This is a genomic window from Pelagibius litoralis, from assembly GCF_011683915.1.
GTDB classification, from domain to species: domain Bacteria; phylum Pseudomonadota; class Alphaproteobacteria; order Kiloniellales; family Kiloniellaceae; genus Pelagibius; species Pelagibius litoralis.
Window position 1 is genome coordinate 164,702 of record NZ_JAAQPH010000004.1, and the last position, 15,620, is coordinate 180,321.

Genomic DNA, 15,620 nt, shown 5'->3' on the forward strand with positions numbered 1-15,620 from the left:
CATGGCCGCGCCGGTTCCCGCCAACGGGCTCAGTCCCGGTGATAGGGATGCCCGGAAAGAATGCTCTCGGCCCGGAAAAGCTGTTCTGCCAGAAGGCCCCTGACCAGCATATGAGGCCAGGTCATGCGGCCCAGGCAAAGCGTGACATCGGCGGCCTGGCGCGCCGCTTTCGACAGGCCGTCGGCGCCGCCGATCATAAAGGCCAGGTCCTGCACGCCCTCGTCCCGCCAGCGGCCGAGCAGGGTGGCGAAGTCGCGGCTGCTGAAGTCCTTTCCGCCTTCGTCCAGGGCGATCACCCTGGCGTCGCGCGGCAGGGCGGCCAGCAGCAACTCGCCTTCGTTTTCTTTCAGAATTTCCGGCTTCAGGGGTCGCCGCTCTTCCACCTCTTTCAGGGCAAGCGGCCAGCGCAGGCGGGCGCCGTAGTGATCGTAGAGTTCCCTTGCGACCCCGGCTTTGGCTTTGCCGACGGCAGCCAGTGTAATGCGCATATCCCGCGTCCAAATTCAACCGGCCGTCCCGTTCCGCTGGTTCAGGCCAGGCAATCCCGGGGCCGGGCAGCGCCGCAGGGCGGCATTGTTCGTTCAGGGGCTGGCTCAGGCGGAGCCGGCGGTTACCCCCGATTCCTCTTCGCTCGGCAGCAGGTCCAGGCCCCACATCTTTTCAAGATTGTAGAACTCCCTGACTTCCGGTCGGAAGAGGTGAACGATCACATCGCCGGCGTCGACCAGCACCCAGTCGCAGCGTTCCAGGCCTTCGACGGCGATACCCTGCACGCCCGCGGCCTTCAGCTTCTCGCGCAGATGCCCCGCCATCGCGCCGACCTGCCGTACGGAACGGCCGCTGGCGATGATCATGAAATCTGCGATGCTGGATTTGTCGGCGAGTTCGATGGCGACGATGTCGTCTGCCTTGTCGTCCTCCAGGGACGACTGAACCAAGTTCAGCAGATGCCGGCTCTTGGCGAGGGCATCTTGCTGGTCGGCCTCAAAGGGCCCGGTGTCTTGCAGTATGACCTTAAGTCTCCTGTCCTGTTGTCACTCTCATTATGTTGTCACTCTCATCATGTCATCACTTTGGCCAGTCTCCGCCGCCGGCGCTGCCTGCATCCCGCGACGGCCCTAGCCGTCGGACGCTGCCCGGATATCGGTCGCTGATCTGGGGTTCAAGCGGCAACGAATGAAAACCCATGCCGGCGGCCGCTCCTCCGCCAGGCGCCTCGCCGAACCTTCGTTGAGACGGTGCCGGGCCAAGGAAAGCGCTGCTTTTCCTGACAACGCCCTGGAAGCATAGGAGGGGCGGTCGAAAACCGCAACGGCTACGGTGTTAAAGATTTTCTGCCAGGCCTGCCAATTATGAACTTGAATCAAGTTATCTGCCCCCATCAGCCAGATGAAGCGGACCTGGGGCAGCAGCCGGGTGAGCGCCTGCAGGGTATCGGCGGTATAGGCCGTGCCCAGGGCCGCCTCCAGGCCGGTGGGCAGAATCCGGGGGTCAGTGGCGGCGCGGCGGGCGCCGGCCAGGCGCTCGTTCAGCGGCGCCATGCCGTCGCGCGATTTCAGCGGGTTCTGAGGCGAGACCAGCCACCAGACGCGGTCCAGGCCAAGGCGCCGCAGAGCCTCTTGGCTGATTTCGAGATGGCCGTCATGGGCGGGATTGAAGGAGCCGCCGAGCAGGCCGATACGGGCGCCCGGTGCCGGGACCTGGCCGCCCAGGGCGGCGCCGAGGGCGGCCGGGGTCAGCGGGGCGAAGGGCTTGGGTGAGGGGCGCACGATCATGCGGGTTGTGGCTTGGTCATCGGAGAGCAGTTTGCGGGGTGCCGGCGGTTCATACAACCGGAACCGCAAGGCCTGCCGCGTCTGCTCGGCGGACTCTATTCGGCCAGGTGACAGGCGACACGGTTGCCGCCCAGGTCCCGCATCTCCGGGCGCTCCAGCGTACAGCGAGCGACCGCCTTCGGGCAGCGCGGATGGTAGGCGCAGCCGGACGGTGGATTGATCGGGTCTGGGATTTCGCCCTTAGGGGGTTCCACCTCCCGTCCGAAGCCGTCGAGCTTCGGCGCGGCGGCGAAGAGCATCTGTGTATAGGGGTGCTTTGGGTCCGCGAAAAGCACGTCGCGCGGCGCCTCCTCGACCAACCGGCCGAGGTAGAGCACGCCGATGCGGTCTGCCATGTGCTCGACGACGGTCAGGTCGTGGCTGATGAAGAGGTAAGTGAGGCCGAATTCCTCCTTCAGGTCACTCATCAGGTTCAGCACCTGCGCCTGCACCGAGACGTCGAGGGCCGAGGTGGGTTCGTCGCAGACGATCAGTTTCGGTTCCGAGGCGAGCGCCCGGGCGATGCAGATACGCTGGCGCTGTCCGCCGGAAAACTCGTGCGGATACTTGCCGGCATCGGCGGCGGAAAGGCCGACCTGTTCCAGCAGGTGTTCGGCCAGGCCCTCCGCCTTGCCGCCACGCGCGGTGACCGGTTCGGCGATGATGTCGCGCACCCGCCAGCGTGGGTTCAGGCTGGCATAGGGATCCTGGAATACCATCTGGATGTCGGTGCGGATCTTATCGACACGCTGGCGGTCAGGCTCGCGGAGCAGGTCGACGCCGCCGATCTCAATGACCCCGTCGGAAGGGCGCAACAGGTGTACGATCATCTTGCCGATGGTCGACTTGCCCGACCCGCTCTCGCCGACCAGCGCATAGACGCTGCGTTCTTCGATGTCGAAGCTGACGTCGGAGACGGCCTGCAGAAAGGCTTTCGGCTTTCCCTCCAGCAGACGGTTCAGCCAGGGTTTGGAAACGTCGAAAATCCGGGTCAGGTTTTTGACCGAAACCAGCGCGTTCATGCCACGCGCTCGTTTGCAAACCAGCAGGCCGCGCGGCCGCCACCGGCGGCCAGTGTCGGGTCAGGTGCCCGGCGGCAACGCTCCGCCGCCTTGGGGCAGCGCGGGTGAAAGGCGCAGCCCTCCGGCAGCCGGGACAGGGACGGCATGGCGCCGGGGATCTGGTTGAGACGCTTCAGCCCCTTGGAGGCGAGCGGCGTCGAGGCCATAAGACCGGCGGTATAGGGATGCGCCGGGCGCGTCAGGACGTCCCTGACGTCACCGATCTCCGCCAGCCGGCCGGCATACATCACCGCAACGCGGTCGACCGCCTCGGCGATCACCCCCATGTCGTGGGTGACCAGCATGACGGCGGTGCCGCGTTCCCGGCAGAGCTGTTTCAGCAGTGCGATGATCTGGGCCTGCACCGAAACGTCGAGGGCGGTTGTCGGTTCGTCGGCGATCACCAGTGCCGGCTCGGCGCAGAGCGCCAAGGCGATGACGACGCGTTGGCGCATGCCGCCGGAGAATTCGTGCGGGTAGCTGCCGATGCGCGCCGCGGCGGCAGGAATGCCGACCTCCTCCAGGGCCGCGACGGCGCGGCTCTCGGCCTCGGCGCGGGTGACCGGCAGGTGTTCCAGGATGGTCTCGGTAATCTGCTCACCGATGGGCAATAGCGGGTTGAGCGAGGTCAGCGGGTCCTGGAAGACCATGCCGATCCGCTTGCCGCGCACCCGCCGCAGGCGGTCCTTGGTCAGGTTGTCAATGCGCTCGCCGTTCAGCAGGATCTCGCCGCTGGCGATATGGGCTGGCCGGTCGAGCAGGCCGATGACGGCGTTGCCGGTCATCGACTTGCCGGCGCCGCTTTCGCCGACCACCCCCAGAATCTCGCCCGGGGCGATGTCGAGGCTGATCCGGTCGACCGGCCGCAACACCGCATGACGCGTCGGTATCTCGACCACCAGGTCGCGGATCGATAGTACGGCTTCGGCCATCATCGCAGCCTTGGGTTCAGGACGTCGCGCAGCCAGTCGCCCAACAGGTTGACCGAGAGTGCGAGTACCAGAAGGGTGGTGGCCGGGAAGAACAGGATCCACCATTCGCCGGAGAAGAGGAAGCCCTGGCCGATGCGGATCAGCGTGCCGAGGGAAGGCTGGGTCGGCGGCGCCCCGACCCCCAGGAAAGAGAGTGTGGCCTCGGCGATAATGGCCAGCGCCAGGCTGATGGTGGCGATAACCAGAACCGGGCCCACCACGTTGGGCAGGATGTGCCGCAGCATGATACCCACGGCTTTGCGGCCGTTGAGACTGGCGGCCTGGACGTAGTCCTTCTTTCTCTCCACCAGGGTGGCGCCGCGCACGACACGGGCGAACTGCACCCAGTCCGACAGACCGATGGCGAAGATCAGCACCCAGACCGCCATCTGGTCGCGCAGGTGTACCGGTGTGAATCCCTTGGCGATGCCGAAGATCAGCATGGCCACCAGGATCGCCGGAAACGTGAGTTGCACGTCGGCGATGCGCATGATGACGGTGCCGACCATGCCGCCGGAATAGCCGGCGATCAGGCCCAGAGTGACGCCCAGCACCATGGCGAAAAGCACGGCGCAGAAGCCGACAAAGAGTGATATCCGCATGCCGTAGAGGATGGTCGAAAAAACATCGCGCCCCTGATCGTCGGTGCCCAGCCAGAAGGCCTCGCCGGTGAAGGCATTGGGCTGCATCGGTTTCGAAAAGCCGTTCATCAGGTTGAGCGAGGAGGGATCGAAGGGGTTGTGGGGCGCGACCAGCGGCGCAAAGACAGCCCCCAGGACCAGCACCAGAACGACGAAGAAGGAAACCACAGCCGTCGGGGACCGCCGGAAGGACCACAGAAAATCGGACTGCCAAGCCCGGGAAAGCCTGCTTTCCATCATGCGGTTGCCTTCGAGCTATCGCCGCGCAGGCGTGGATCGATAACGAAGTAAAGCAGATCGACGATCAGGTTTATGCCGACGAACATCACTGATATCAGCATCAGGTAGGCGGCCATGACCGGGATGTCGACGAACTGGATGGCGTTGATGAACAGCAGCCCGACGCCCGGCCACTGGAAGACTGTCTCGGTGATGATCGCAAAGGCGATGATCGAGCCGAGCTGCAGGCCGGTCACGGTGATCACCGGTACCAGCGTGTTCTTCAGCGCATGGCGGAACAGCACCGACTTCTCACGCAGGCCCCGCGCCCGCGCAAAACGAATGTAGTCCTGGCGCAGCACCTCCAGCATCTCGGAGCGCACCAGGCGCATGATGAGGGTCATCTGGTAAAGCCCGAGGGTGATCGACGGCAGGATCAGCGCCTTCAGCCCCGATTCCGTCAGGAAGCCGGTGCGCCACCAGCCGAGGTCGACGACCTCGCCGCGCCCGAAGCTCGGCAGCATGTTCAGTTCGACTGCGAAGAGATAGATCAGCAGGATGCCGATCAGGAATGTGGGCAGTGACACGCCGACCAGCGACAACGTCATGATGGTGTTCGCGGCCCAACCGTCCCTTCTGATCGCGGTGAAAACGCCCAGCCCCAGACCGAAGACGATGGCCAGGATGGCGGAGACGGAAGCGAGTTCCAGGGTTGCGGGCAGGCGCTCGGCAATGATGTCGGCCACCGGCCGGCCCTGGCGGTAGCTGACGCCGAAATTGCCCTGCGCTGCGCCGGTCAGGAACTTGAAGTACTGCACCGGGAATGGCTGGTCGAGCCCGAGCTGGCCGCGCAGGCGCTCGATATCGGCACCGGTGCGCTCCTGCCCCAGCATGTTTTCGATGGGGTCGCCGACGAAGCGGAACATGGAGAAGGCCACCAGGCCGACGACGAGGAGGACGACGAAGGACTGAAAAACCCTGCGGATGACGAATGCGAGCATGGCGGCCTGTTCAGGTGGGCCCGCATAGAAGGGGCCCGGGGTCGTCGGTCAGGCGGGAAGCCGCAAGGCCTCCCGCCCGCCGAACGCAGTTACTTGATCTTGAAGTACTTGATCTTGGGCTCGTCGTCCGGGTCGACGACGGTATCGACCTTGGCGGCCATGCCCCAGTTCAGCACCTGGTGATGGATCGGCAGATAGAGGACTTCGTCCTGCACCACCGACCAGATGTTGGCGATCATCAGGTTTCGCTCGTCCAGGTTGGTCTCAGAGGCGAGACGCTGGATCTGTTGGTCCAGTTCGGGATTGGAGAAGCGGGTGCCGTTCCAGGAGCCGTACTTCTCGCCCTTGGTGTGGGCCAGGAAGTTGAAGATGTACTCCGAATCGTAGGTCGGCACGCCCCAGCCGAGCATGTAGAAGTCGGTCTCAAGGTTGTTGATCAGCGGGAAGTGCTGCGCCTTCGGCTTGGCGTCGAGACGCACGTTGACGCCGATCTGGGCCAGCATGCCGACGGCAGCCTGGCAGATCGCTTCGTCATTGATGTAGCGATCGTTCGGGCAGTCGAGCTGGATCGAGAAGCCGTCGGCGTAGCCGGCGTCGGCCATCAGGGCCTTGGCCTTGGCGACGTCGTTGGCCGGCAGGCTGTCGAGATCTTCGGTCCAGCCGTTGACGAAGGGCGGCATGGCAACACCGGCCGGGATGGACTGGCCGCGCATCACCACCTGCTTGATGGCCTCGCGGTTGATGGCCATGTTCATGGCCTCGCGCACCCGCTTGTCGGCGAGGGGGTTTTTGCCCTCGACATCGTCACCCTTCAGATCCGCATCGCCTTGGTTCATACCAAAGAAAATGACCCGATTCTGCGGTGCCGTAATGACTTGCAGCCCGTCCGTGGAGCCAACGCGCTGCAGGTCCTGCACCGGCACGTCCTGAATAAAGTCGACCTCGCCGGACAACAGCGCGGCGACCCGCGTGGCCGCGTTCTGGATGGGGGTGTAGACGATCTCCGTCACCTCCATCGGGAACTCGTCCTTACCCCAGTAGTTCTCGTTCATGGTGAGAACGGTCTTGGAGTCCGGTTCACGGCTCACCAGCTTGTAGGGGCCGGTACCATTGGCGTTGCGGGCCGCGTAGGTGTCCTCGCCACCCTCGAAGTCCTGCACCTTGGTGGCGTTGTTCGCCTCGGCCCAGTCCTTGTCGATGACGAAGATGTCACTCAGGTTCGACGGCATGATCGGGTTGGGGCCGTTGGTGACGATCTCGAAGCCGTATTTGCCGTTCGCCCGCACTTCCGTGACCGAGGCCAGCAGCTCCTTGAAGTCGCTGTCGGGGCTCATGGCGCGGTTGAAGGAGAAGACCACATCCTCGCTGTCGAACTCGGCCCCGTCGTGGAAGGTGACGCCTTCGCGCAGCTTGAACGCCCAGACGTTGGGATCTTCCTCGCTGGGCGCCCATTCGGTGGCCAGGGCCGGCACGATCTTGCCGGTCATGTCGCGGATGACCAGCGGCTCCATGATCTGGTGCGACAATGCCGAGGTCGGGCCTTCGTTCTGGGCATGAGGATCGAGGGTCAGGGCGTCGCCGGCCCGGGCCCAGTTCAGGGTCTCTGCAGTGGCGTAAGTGCTGGTGCTGGCCAGCAGCACAGCGGTCAGCATAGTTGTTCTGATTTTCATTTGTTGTCTCCCTGTTTCTTCAACTTGTACTTTGACGTCATGCTGTCAGCAACCGCCGGGAAGGTCTAGCCGATTGTGAGAGGGCCGGGCCGGCGGCGCCACGCTGGGCAAAGTACCGGCGGACCGAGCTTGCGACTGCTGTTAAGGCGCTCCGGAACCCGCGGTCGGCTTCGGAACAAAGCCATGCGCGGGCAACGGAGACCGGCTTCCTTGGCAGCTGTCCTGGGACGTTAACCAACCATCACGCTGCGGGTATTGTCCGCCGCCTGAGTCCTGTTCCCTGGTGTCCCTTGGAAAGCGTCCCTCTCAACATGTCGCTAGACTGCTCCCTGCTCTGGTTGCCTTTGCCTTGGCAGCAATTGCGGCTGGGGCGCTATATCGCGCCCGTTGTGAGTCTGCAAGCTAAAGAGGCGTTCGATTGTTTGTCAACGAACAACCTGTCTCAGGGCCGGGTCTGGCCGCTGCCGACAACCTTGTATTTGTAGCTGGTCAGCTGCTCGGCGCCGACCGGGCCGCGGGCGTGCATTTTACCCGTGGAAATGCCGATTTCGGCGCCCATGCCGAATTCGCCGCCGTCGGCAAACTGGGTCGAGGTGTTGTGCATGACGATGCCCGCATCGACCTCGTTCATGAAGCGCGCCGCGGCCCCGGCGTCCTGGGTGATGATGGCCTCGGTATGGTGGGACCCGTGGCGGTTGATATGGGCGATGGCCTCGTCCAGCCCTGCGACCACCTTCACGGCGATGACCGGTGCGAGGTATTCGGTTTCCCAATCCTCGGGCGTGGCCGGGGTTACGCCGGGCAAAGCCGCCTGGGCCGCCGCATCGCCGCGAAGGGCGCAGCCGGCCTGCTGCAGGGCGCTCAGCAGCGGCGTCAGTTGGCTGTCGCCCAAGGCCCGGTCGACCAGCAGGGTCTCGGTCGCCCCGCAGATGCCGACGCGCCGCATCTTGGCGTTGACCACCAGTTCGCGGGCCATGGCCGCATCGGCGGCTTCGTGGACATAGGTATGCACCATGCCGTCCAGGTGTGAAAACACTGGCACCCGGCTTTCACGCTGGACCCGTTCGATCAGGCTGCGGCCGCCGCGGGGAATGATCACGTCGACGGTATCGCTCATGGTCAGCAGGATGCCGACGGCGGCCCGGTCGGTGGTGGGAATGCGCTGAATGGCGGCGGCCGGCAGTCCGGCTTCGCGGAGTCCCTGCTGCAGGCAGTCGAGAATGGCGCCGGAGGAGTGGAAACTCTCGGAGCCACCGCGCAGGATGGCGGCGTTGCCCGACTTGAGGCAGAGCGCGCCGGCATCGGCGGTGACGTTGGGCCGGCTCTCATAGATAATGCCGATCACCCCCAGGGGCACCGAAACCCGGGCGATCTTAAGGCCGTTGGGCCGCTCCCACTCGGCCAGTATCCGGCCCACCGGGTCGGGAAACGAGGCGATGTCCTCCAGGCCCTTGGCCATGGCCTCGATGCGCTCGGGCGTCAGCTCAAGCCGGTCGAGCAGCGCCGGGGTCAGGCCTTTTTCGCGGCCGCCCGCCATATCCCGGGCATTGGCGTCCTGAATGGCCGCTTTGTTGTCGCGCAGCGCCTTGGCGGCGGCGATCAGGGCCCGCTGCTTGGCTTCCGGCGCGGCCTGTGCCAGTTCGGCCGCGGCATCGCGGGCCTGACGGCCCAGGGCGGTCATCTGATCCTGCAGGTCTTCCTGCTGTCGCGCTGCCTCAGCGGGCATTTTCCTGTCTCCTGAATCGGGCTTTACGATACCACCAGATCGTCACGGTGGATCAGCTCTTCGCGGCCACGGTAGCCGAGAATGGCTTCGATTTCACGGCTCTTATGGCCGATGATCAGGCGCGCGTCGCCGGCGGAATAGGCGGCCAGGCCGCGGGCGACCTCCCGGCCCTGGTCATCGCAGACCAATACCGCATCGCCGCGCTCGAAGCTGCCCTCTACAGCAGTCACGCCGGCCGGCAGCAGCGACTTGCCGCCGCGCAGGGCGGTCAGGGCGCCGTCGTCCAGCAGCAGCTTGCCGCTGGGTTTCAGGCTGCCGGCGATCCAGCGCTTGCGCGCCGTGCGCGGTTCGACCGAGGCCAGGAACCAGGTGCAGCGCGCGCCCTCTATGACGGCGGACAGCGGGTTGAGGCGCCGCCCGTCGGCGATCAGCATGCGGCAGCCCGCGCCGGTCGCGACCTTAGCGGCGGAGAGTTTGGTGACCATGCCGCCGTTGGAATAGTCGCTGGGGGCGGCGCCGGCCATGGCCTCGATCGCCGGGGTGATCGCGGCGACCTCGGGGATGAAGTCGGCCGCCGGGTTATCCCGCGGATCGGCGCTGTAAAGCCCGTCGATGTCCGACAGCAGCACCAGGGTATCGGCGCCCAGCATGGCGGCCACCCGGGCGGCCAGGCGGTCGTTGTCGCCGACCCGGATTTCGCTGGTCGCCACGGTATCGTTCTCGTTGATCACCGGCAGGGTGCGCAGTTTCAAAAGCGTGTTGAGGGTCGAGCGGGCATTGAGGTGGCGCCGCCGTTCCTCGGTATCGTCCAGGGTCAGCAGGATCTGCGCGACGGTGATGTCATGGCGGGCGAGCGATTCCTGATAGGCATGGGCCAGGCGGATCTGCCCGGTCGCCGCGGCGGCCTGCTTCTCCTCCAGTTTCAGGGCGGCCTGGGTCAGGCCCAGATGCCGGCGGCCGGCGGCGATGGCGCCGGAAGAAACCAGCAGGACCTCGGTGCCTGCCGCGATCAGCGCGGCGACGTCGTCGCTCAGTGCATCCAGCCAGTCACGGCGGATCGCCCCGGAGGTGTCGTCGACCAGCAGGGCCGAGCCGATCTTCACCACCAGACGGCGCGCCGCCTGCAGATCCTGGCGAGGGGAGGGCGCCTGGCCCTGGCCGGTGGTTTGGGTCTGGTCGGACTTGGCGCTCATGGCTGGTAGCCGGCTGTGGCGTTTACCTCCGCCCGCGCCGCGCGGGCCGCTTCGATGTGCTGCAGCAGGCGGGCCAGAACCCTGTCCACGCCCTCGTGGCTGGCGCCGGAGAGGCAGAGCACCTCGGCGCCGGAGGCGGCCTCCAACTCGGCCTGCTTGGCCGTCCGCTCTTCGGGCGTCAGGGCATCGACCTTGTTGAGGCCGATAACCTCCACCTTGTCGGCCAATTCGCCGCTGTAGGCCGTCAGTTCCTCGCGGATGACGCGATAGGCGCCGGCCACGTCCTCCTGGGTGCCGTCGATGAGATGCAGCAGCACGCCGCAGCGCTCGATATGGCCCAGGAAGCGGTCGCCGAGACCGGAACCCTCGTGTGCGCCCTCGATCAGGCCGGGAATATCGGCCACCACAAAGTCCGCCTCGCCGACGGTCACGACCCCCAGGTTGGGGTGCAGGGTGGTGAAAGGATAGTCGGCGATCTTCGGCTTGGCGCGGGAAACCACGGAGAGGAAGGTCGACTTCCCGGCATTGGGCAGGCCGACCAGGCCGGCGTCGGCGATCAGTTTCAGGCGCAGCCAGACCCATTGTTCCTCGCCCGGCCAGCCGGGGTCGGCGCGGCGCGGCGCCTGGTTGGTGGAGGTCTTGAAGCGGGCATTGCCGAAGCCGCCGTCACCGCCGGTCAGATGGACGACCCGCTGGCCTTCCTCGGTCAGGTCGAGGAGCACGGTCTCTTTGTCCTCGTCCAGCACCTGGGTGCCGACCGGCACCTTGACGACCAGGGGCTTGCCGGCGGCGCCGGTCATGTTCTTGCCTTTGCCGCCCTCGCCGCGCGGTGCCTTGAAGTGCTGGCGGTAGCGGAAGTCGATCAGGGTGTTCAGGCTGTTGACGGCCTCGAAGACGATGTCGCCGCCGCGCCCGCCGTCGCCGCCGTCGGGGCCGCCGAATTCGACATACTTTTCGCGCCGCATGGACATGCAGCCGTTACCGCCGTCGCCGCTCTTCAAATAGACCTTGGCTTCGTCGAGGAACTTCATGACGCCTCACCCATTTCCGCCTGCCAAGCTGCCCGGGGCAGGACCAGGCGCTTGGAGGTTACGAATTTCTGTCGTGCCTCGCTCCAGGTTTCTTCGTCGTCGACCGGCTGAAAGCCGCACTTGGCCAACACCCGGCCGGAGGCCGGATTGTCGCTGAAGTAACCGGATGTCAGCCCGCTGACTTGCGGATGATCGAAGGCATGCGCCACCAGCGCACTGGCCGATTCCGTCGCCAGACCCCGGCCCCAGACCCGGGGCGTCAGCCAATAGCCGATCTCCGCCGTATCCGGCCCAACGGCTGCCGGATCGTTGCGGCGCAGGCTGATCGCACCGACAGCTTGGTCTTCATGGGCGATGCAGAAGATCGCCTCGCCGTGCCGCTTCTCCGCTGCACCATGGCTGGCGATCCATTCCGCTGCCGCCCCGGCCGGGTAGGGATGGGGAATGCGTGTGGTCATGCGGGCGATATCCCAGTTTGCGACATCGGTCTGGACCACGGCTGCATCGGCTTCTTCAAAGGGCCGCAGCACCAGCCGCTCCGTCTCGATACGCTTTCGTTCAATCAGCCAAGTCATGGTTTGGTAAGTCCCTGACGCGGCCCCGGAGGTATGGAGAGGCCAAAAAGAAAGAAGGGAGATGGCGACCCATCTCCCTCCTCTTCAGTCGGCTGTTCCAGATGGGCGCCCCGGTGGGCACCCACCGGCGTTATTCAGCAGCGCTCGGCGACGGCTGTTCCGCCGCGTCCACGGAAACGTAGGTCCGGCCGCCGGTCTTGGTCTGGAAGGAGACCGCGCCTTCGACCTTGGCGAAAATCGTGTGGTCCTTGCCGATGCCGACATTGCGGCCCGGGTGGAACTTGGTACCGCGCTGGCGGACCAGGATGTTGCCGGCGAGAACCGCTTCACCGCCGAACTTCTTCACGCCCAAGCGGCGTCCGGCTGAATCGCGGCCGTTGCGGGAGCTGCCGCCTGCCTTTTTATGAGCCATGGCTTAGTCTTCCTTCTTCTTGGCAGCCGCCTTTTTGGCAGGTGCCTTCTTAGCCGTTGCCTTTTTGGCCGCAGCCTTCTTCGCCGGGGCCTTCTTGGCGGCTTTGGGCTTCTCGGCCTTGGCTTCTTTCGGTGCAGCTTCGGCGTCGCCGTCAGCGGCTTCCTTCTTGGGCGCGGCCTTTTTGGCCTTCGCCGCGGCTTTTTTGCCGTCGGTCAGGATGTCGGTGATCTTCACCACCGTCAGGTCCTGGCGGTGGCCGTTGGTCCGCCGATGGTTCTTGCGGCGCTTTTTCTTGAAGATCAGGATCTTATCGCCGCGGGTCTGCTCGACGACCTCGGCCGCGACGCTGGCCCCTTCGACGAAGGGCACGCCGGCCTTGGTCTCGGCGCCCTCGCCGACCATAAGCACGGAATCGAAGGAGACGGCCTCGCCGGCCTCGCCTTCAAGCTTTTCGATGACGATTACATCGTCCTTGGCAACTTTGTACTGCTTGCCGCCGGTTTTGATCACTGCAAACATTGCGCTGGCTCGCCTATCTTCGGCTCAAACGTCCGTAGGAGCGCGGAATTCCGCAGTTTCCCAAGACGTAAATAAAGAGTGCCGCGGTCCGAAGATCCGCGGTTATTGGGCGCGCACTATAGCCCTGCCGCCCGCCCTGTCAACGCCCTTTTCGGGGCTTTTTGCTTGGCGTTTCGGGGGCAAAACCCGGTTGCTTTCAGCCTCCTGCCGAGACCACGACTTGCCCGGATTGGCAGAAACCTGTCGAGGGCCGCTCCCGGGTTTCCAGGAATCGCTTGACCAGCCGTCCGGCGCAGGGGTTCAAGAACAGTACGCCGTGGCTGGCATCGGCAAAGATAAAGGCATGGCCGTTTGAGAGATGACGGGCCGCCTGGCGCGCCAGTGCCGGCGGCGTCAGCGGATCGAAGCGGCCGGCCAGCAGCAGGGCCGGGACCGCGCTCTCCACCGGGGTATTCTCCACCGGATCAGCCGCGCCCACGGGCCAGTGGGCACAGAGGTGATTGGGCCAGTGATCCGCGACGAAATAGCCCAGGTCCCCGGCTTTTTCGATGGCCGCGGCGATCTCCGCCGCGCTGCGGAAAGGGGCTTCGTCCCGGCAGATGTGGGAAAGATAGACGGCCACGGAGCTGAAATCGTTTTGATACAGGGTGATGCGCAGGGTCTCTCGCAGCCGGCCCGCCAGGGCCGAAGGCCCCCGCGCCGAGGTCTCGGACAGAAGCAGGGGAATCAGGCCCGTGGCCTCCGGCTCCGCCAGGGCATCGAGCAGCAGCAGGTCGAACCAGGTGTGGTCGAGGGTTATCACGCTGTCCGCGGTGGCGCCGCGCGCCACCAGTTCGTCCGGGTCAAGGAAGTCCGACAAGGCATAGACAGCCGGGCGTGCCTTCAATCTTTTGAAGCTTGCGGTATAGGCCGATTCCAGGTCGCCATGACGGCGGGCGCAGTCCGCGTCGGCGGCGCAGTCCCTGAATACCTGTCGCAGGGCGCCGCTGAAAAAATTTGCGACTTCAAGGCCTTCTGCCGCCTCGGGCGGGACCACGGAATCGAGAATGACCGCCTGCACGCCCTCGGGGTGATAGCGCAGCACGCTGAGGGCGAGGCGCGTACCGTAGGAGATGCCGTAGAGCGTCCAGCTTTCGATCCCCAGGGCTTCGCGCAACTCGGCGATGTCGGCCGCGCTCTCGCGGCTGTTGTAGGCGGAAAGATCGACCTCTTCGGAAAGCAGGCGCCGGCTGCAGTCGATCACGCCCTCAGCCGATAGAGCGCGGAAATCCGGTGGGCTGGTTCCGGGGGCGTGGGCGCCAAGGCTGATTTCAGCGGTTTTCAATTCCGGACAATCGAAATCCGGACGGTCCAGGCCGGTGCCGCGCTGACCGAGGAGGATCAGATCGTGTCCCGGCGGAAATGACTTTCGCCCGATCGACCAGCCGTCGATTTCCTGTTGCGTTGCCAAAAGGGCTCGGGCGCCGGGCCCGCCGTCCAGAAAGAGGATCGGTTCCCTTTGGGGGACACCGTCTTCGGCTTTGAGAACGACGACCGGCAGAGCGATGGTCCGGCTGTCCGGCTTCTGCCGGTTTTCCCGCACAACGAAGTAACCGCACTGCGCCTCGCCTATGACCCGCGTGTTGAACCAGCAGCGGCGCTCATGAAACCCGGGATCTTCGGGAACCGGGGGGCCGAGGTAAAAATAGACGGCGGCGGCGGTGAGGGCGACCCCTGCCAGGGCGATGGTTATCCGCCTCATGGCAGTAACTCAGTGACCGCGGTGGCGGGGGCGGCTTGATGGTCGTCGGCGGCCTCGAAACCCTGGGCGACCAGGCGGCCGGCGGCGGGCTCGGCATAGAGTACGAGCCGGGTGGTCTCGTTGAGCACCGGCCGGCGCAGCCAGGCCAGATCGGGACCGGCCGCCGCCGCTTCCTTGCCCATCACCCGGGCGCGCTCCTCGGAAACGACGCCACGGGCGCGGGCGCGCGGCAGGGGGCCGCGCCAGTGGTTGGCGGCCACCTGGGGCCCTTCATGCACCACGGCGCGCTGCTCCAGCCGTTCGATCACCGCGTGTTCTTCAGGGCCGGTGCCGGCCAGGGAAAAGATCGCCGGCATGGCCAGGGGGCTCTGGATCAGCTGCTGCTTGGCCTCGGCGTAACTCTGGGCGCGCTCGAAGACCTGGCGCAGCAGATGTCCCGGCGGCAGGGCGCGGCGGCCCCAGAAGCCGAGGCGGTCGATCCCCCAGTCGACGATCCGCGACGGCGTGCGCCGGCGCAGGGGTGCCTGGTTGAAGGCGGCGGCGAAGCGCCCGGGGGCCAGCCCCTGGATGGCACCGGTGAAGCCCGGCCAGGTGAGGTTGATCCAGTCCCCAGCCGACCCTGTCTGGCGCAGCGCCAGGACCTGGGCGCCGAGGCCGTCGAAAGGCCAGTCCAGCACCCGGGTCAGGCGGCTGGCGTCGCCCCTGGCGGTCGGGCCGACGCTGCAGGTGCAGGCCCATTCATAGGAGAGGTTCAGGAAATAGGCGCCGGGCCGGCCCAGCGCCCGGGCCACCGTTTCGATCTCTGCGAGGTAGGGGTTACCGCTGTTTTCCAGCCAGCGCCGCGACAGCCGGTCGCCCAGCGCGATGACCGGGCCGGGATAGCGGCGCTCGGCATAAGCGATCAGGGCGGCGAGGCGCGCCTGCTCGGCCGCGATCAACTCGGTCTGGCCGGTGACCGGCCGCAGGGGAATGCGGGGCAGGTCGTTACTCTGGGGCTGGTTCATCGCGCCTGCGGACCGGTGGTTTGAGCTTCCGAAGCTGGACTA

At 65.8% G+C, this 15,620-nt stretch carries 15 protein-coding genes and 1 pseudogene; all 16 read right to left on the reverse strand.

Annotated elements, in window-relative coordinates:
• Positions 1 to 29: 29 nt before the first annotated feature.
• Positions 30 to 488, reverse strand: a complete 459-nt coding sequence (rlmH, locus tag HBA54_RS06775) for a 23S rRNA (pseudouridine(1915)-N(3))-methyltransferase RlmH (RefSeq protein ID WP_167222723.1) — start codon at positions 486 to 488, stop codon at positions 30 to 32.
• A 105-nt stretch (positions 489 to 593) separates the two neighbouring features.
• Complete coding sequence (gene rsfS / locus HBA54_RS06780) at positions 594 to 947, reverse strand: ribosome silencing factor (protein ID WP_167223071.1); 354 nt, start codon at positions 945 to 947, stop codon at positions 594 to 596.
• Positions 948 to 1,118: 171 nt separating this feature from the next.
• Positions 1,119 to 1,775: a nicotinate-nucleotide adenylyltransferase gene (locus HBA54_RS06785; RefSeq protein WP_167222725.1), complete on the reverse strand. Its 657-nt coding sequence runs from the start codon at positions 1,773 to 1,775 to the stop codon at positions 1,119 to 1,121.
• A gap of 95 nt (positions 1,776 to 1,870) precedes the next feature.
• On the reverse strand, positions 1,871 to 2,836 hold the full coding sequence (locus HBA54_RS06790; RefSeq protein WP_167222728.1) for an ABC transporter ATP-binding protein: 966 nt from the start codon (positions 2,834 to 2,836) through the stop codon (positions 1,871 to 1,873).
• Positions 2,833 to 3,807 carry an ABC transporter ATP-binding protein gene (locus HBA54_RS06795; RefSeq protein WP_167223073.1) on the reverse strand — a complete coding sequence of 325 codons (975 nt, stop codon included), beginning with the start codon at positions 3,805 to 3,807 and terminating at the stop codon, positions 2,833 to 2,835. The genes HBA54_RS06790 and HBA54_RS06795 overlap by 4 nt, the downstream gene beginning before the upstream one ends.
• Positions 3,807 to 4,727, reverse strand: coding sequence for an ABC transporter permease (locus tag HBA54_RS06800; protein WP_167222730.1), 921 nt, complete (start codon positions 4,725 to 4,727; stop codon positions 3,807 to 3,809). The genes HBA54_RS06795 and HBA54_RS06800 overlap by 1 nt, the downstream gene beginning before the upstream one ends.
• Positions 4,724 to 5,707 (reverse strand): ABC transporter permease, encoded by a 984-nt coding sequence (locus HBA54_RS06805; protein WP_167222732.1) that lies wholly within the window; start codon positions 5,705 to 5,707, stop codon positions 4,724 to 4,726. Before HBA54_RS06805 ends, HBA54_RS06800 begins: the two co-directional genes overlap by 4 nt.
• Positions 5,708 to 5,796: 89 nt before the next feature.
• Complete coding sequence (locus HBA54_RS06810; RefSeq protein ID WP_167222734.1) at positions 5,797 to 7,377, reverse strand: ABC transporter substrate-binding protein; 1,581 nt, start codon at positions 7,375 to 7,377, stop codon at positions 5,797 to 5,799.
• A 442-nt stretch (positions 7,378 to 7,819) separates the two neighbouring features.
• On the reverse strand, positions 7,820 to 9,103 hold the full coding sequence (locus HBA54_RS06815; RefSeq protein WP_167222736.1) for a glutamate-5-semialdehyde dehydrogenase: 1,284 nt from the start codon (positions 9,101 to 9,103) through the stop codon (positions 7,820 to 7,822).
• Positions 9,104 to 9,126: 23 nt separating this feature from the next.
• Positions 9,127 to 10,296 (reverse strand): glutamate 5-kinase, encoded by a 1,170-nt coding sequence (proB, locus tag HBA54_RS06820; protein ID WP_167222738.1) that lies wholly within the window; start codon positions 10,294 to 10,296, stop codon positions 9,127 to 9,129.
• Complete coding sequence (obgE, locus tag HBA54_RS06825; protein ID WP_167222740.1) at positions 10,293 to 11,327, reverse strand: GTPase ObgE; 1,035 nt, start codon at positions 11,325 to 11,327, stop codon at positions 10,293 to 10,295. Before obgE ends, proB begins: the two co-directional genes overlap by 4 nt.
• Positions 11,324 to 11,902 (reverse strand): GNAT family N-acetyltransferase, encoded by a 579-nt coding sequence (locus tag HBA54_RS06830; RefSeq protein WP_167222742.1) that lies wholly within the window; start codon positions 11,900 to 11,902, stop codon positions 11,324 to 11,326. The genes obgE and HBA54_RS06830 overlap by 4 nt, the downstream gene beginning before the upstream one ends.
• Before the next feature lie 130 nt (positions 11,903 to 12,032).
• A complete protein-coding gene (gene rpmA, locus HBA54_RS06835) occupies positions 12,033 to 12,314 on the reverse strand; it encodes a 50S ribosomal protein L27 (RefSeq protein ID WP_167222744.1) in 282 nt (93 codons plus the stop codon).
• Positions 12,315 to 12,530: 216 nt separating this feature from the next.
• Positions 12,531 to 12,833 (reverse strand): annotated as a pseudogene (gene rplU / locus HBA54_RS29600) (50S ribosomal protein L21); the annotation flags it as partial.
• A 196-nt stretch (positions 12,834 to 13,029) separates the two neighbouring features.
• The gene (locus HBA54_RS06845; protein ID WP_167222748.1) at positions 13,030 to 14,574 is read right to left on the reverse strand and encodes an alpha/beta hydrolase; all 1,545 of its coding nucleotides are present in this window, start codon (positions 14,572 to 14,574) and stop codon (positions 13,030 to 13,032) included.
• Positions 14,571 to 15,578 carry a hypothetical protein gene (locus HBA54_RS06850; protein WP_167222749.1) on the reverse strand — a complete coding sequence of 336 codons (1,008 nt, stop codon included), beginning with the start codon at positions 15,576 to 15,578 and terminating at the stop codon, positions 14,571 to 14,573. The genes HBA54_RS06845 and HBA54_RS06850 overlap by 4 nt, the downstream gene beginning before the upstream one ends.
• Positions 15,579 to 15,620 lie beyond the last annotated feature (42 nt).

Coding starts and splice junctions, on each gene's coding strand:
- rlmH (WP_167222723.1), bottom strand. CDS start 488: ATGCGCATTACACTGGCTGCCGTCGGCAAAGCCAAAGCCGGGGTCGCA.
- HBA54_RS06785 (WP_167222725.1), bottom strand. CDS start 1,775: ATGATCGTGCGCCCCTCACCCAAGCCCTTCGCCCCGCTGACCCCGGCC.
- HBA54_RS06790 (WP_167222728.1), bottom strand. CDS start 2,836: ATGAACGCGCTGGTTTCGGTCAAAAACCTGACCCGGATTTTCGACGTT.
- HBA54_RS06795 (WP_167223073.1), bottom strand. CDS start 3,807: ATGGCCGAAGCCGTACTATCGATCCGCGACCTGGTGGTCGAGATACCG.
- HBA54_RS06800 (WP_167222730.1), bottom strand. CDS start 4,727: ATGATGGAAAGCAGGCTTTCCCGGGCTTGGCAGTCCGATTTTCTGTGG.
- HBA54_RS06805 (WP_167222732.1), bottom strand. CDS start 5,707: ATGCTCGCATTCGTCATCCGCAGGGTTTTTCAGTCCTTCGTCGTCCTC.
- HBA54_RS06810 (WP_167222734.1), bottom strand. CDS start 7,377: ATGAAAATCAGAACAACTATGCTGACCGCTGTGCTGCTGGCCAGCACC.
- HBA54_RS06815 (WP_167222736.1), bottom strand. CDS start 9,103: ATGCCCGCTGAGGCAGCGCGACAGCAGGAAGACCTGCAGGATCAGATG.
- proB (WP_167222738.1), bottom strand. CDS start 10,296: ATGAGCGCCAAGTCCGACCAGACCCAAACCACCGGCCAGGGCCAGGCG.
- obgE (WP_167222740.1), bottom strand. CDS start 11,327: ATGAAGTTCCTCGACGAAGCCAAGGTCTATTTGAAGAGCGGCGACGGC.
- HBA54_RS06830 (WP_167222742.1), bottom strand. CDS start 11,902: ATGACTTGGCTGATTGAACGAAAGCGTATCGAGACGGAGCGGCTGGTG.
- rpmA (WP_167222744.1), bottom strand. CDS start 12,314: ATGGCTCATAAAAAGGCAGGCGGCAGCTCCCGCAACGGCCGCGATTCA.
- HBA54_RS06845 (WP_167222748.1), bottom strand. CDS start 14,574: ATGAGGCGGATAACCATCGCCCTGGCAGGGGTCGCCCTCACCGCCGCC.
- HBA54_RS06850 (WP_167222749.1), bottom strand. CDS start 15,578: ATGAACCAGCCCCAGAGTAACGACCTGCCCCGCATTCCCCTGCGGCCG.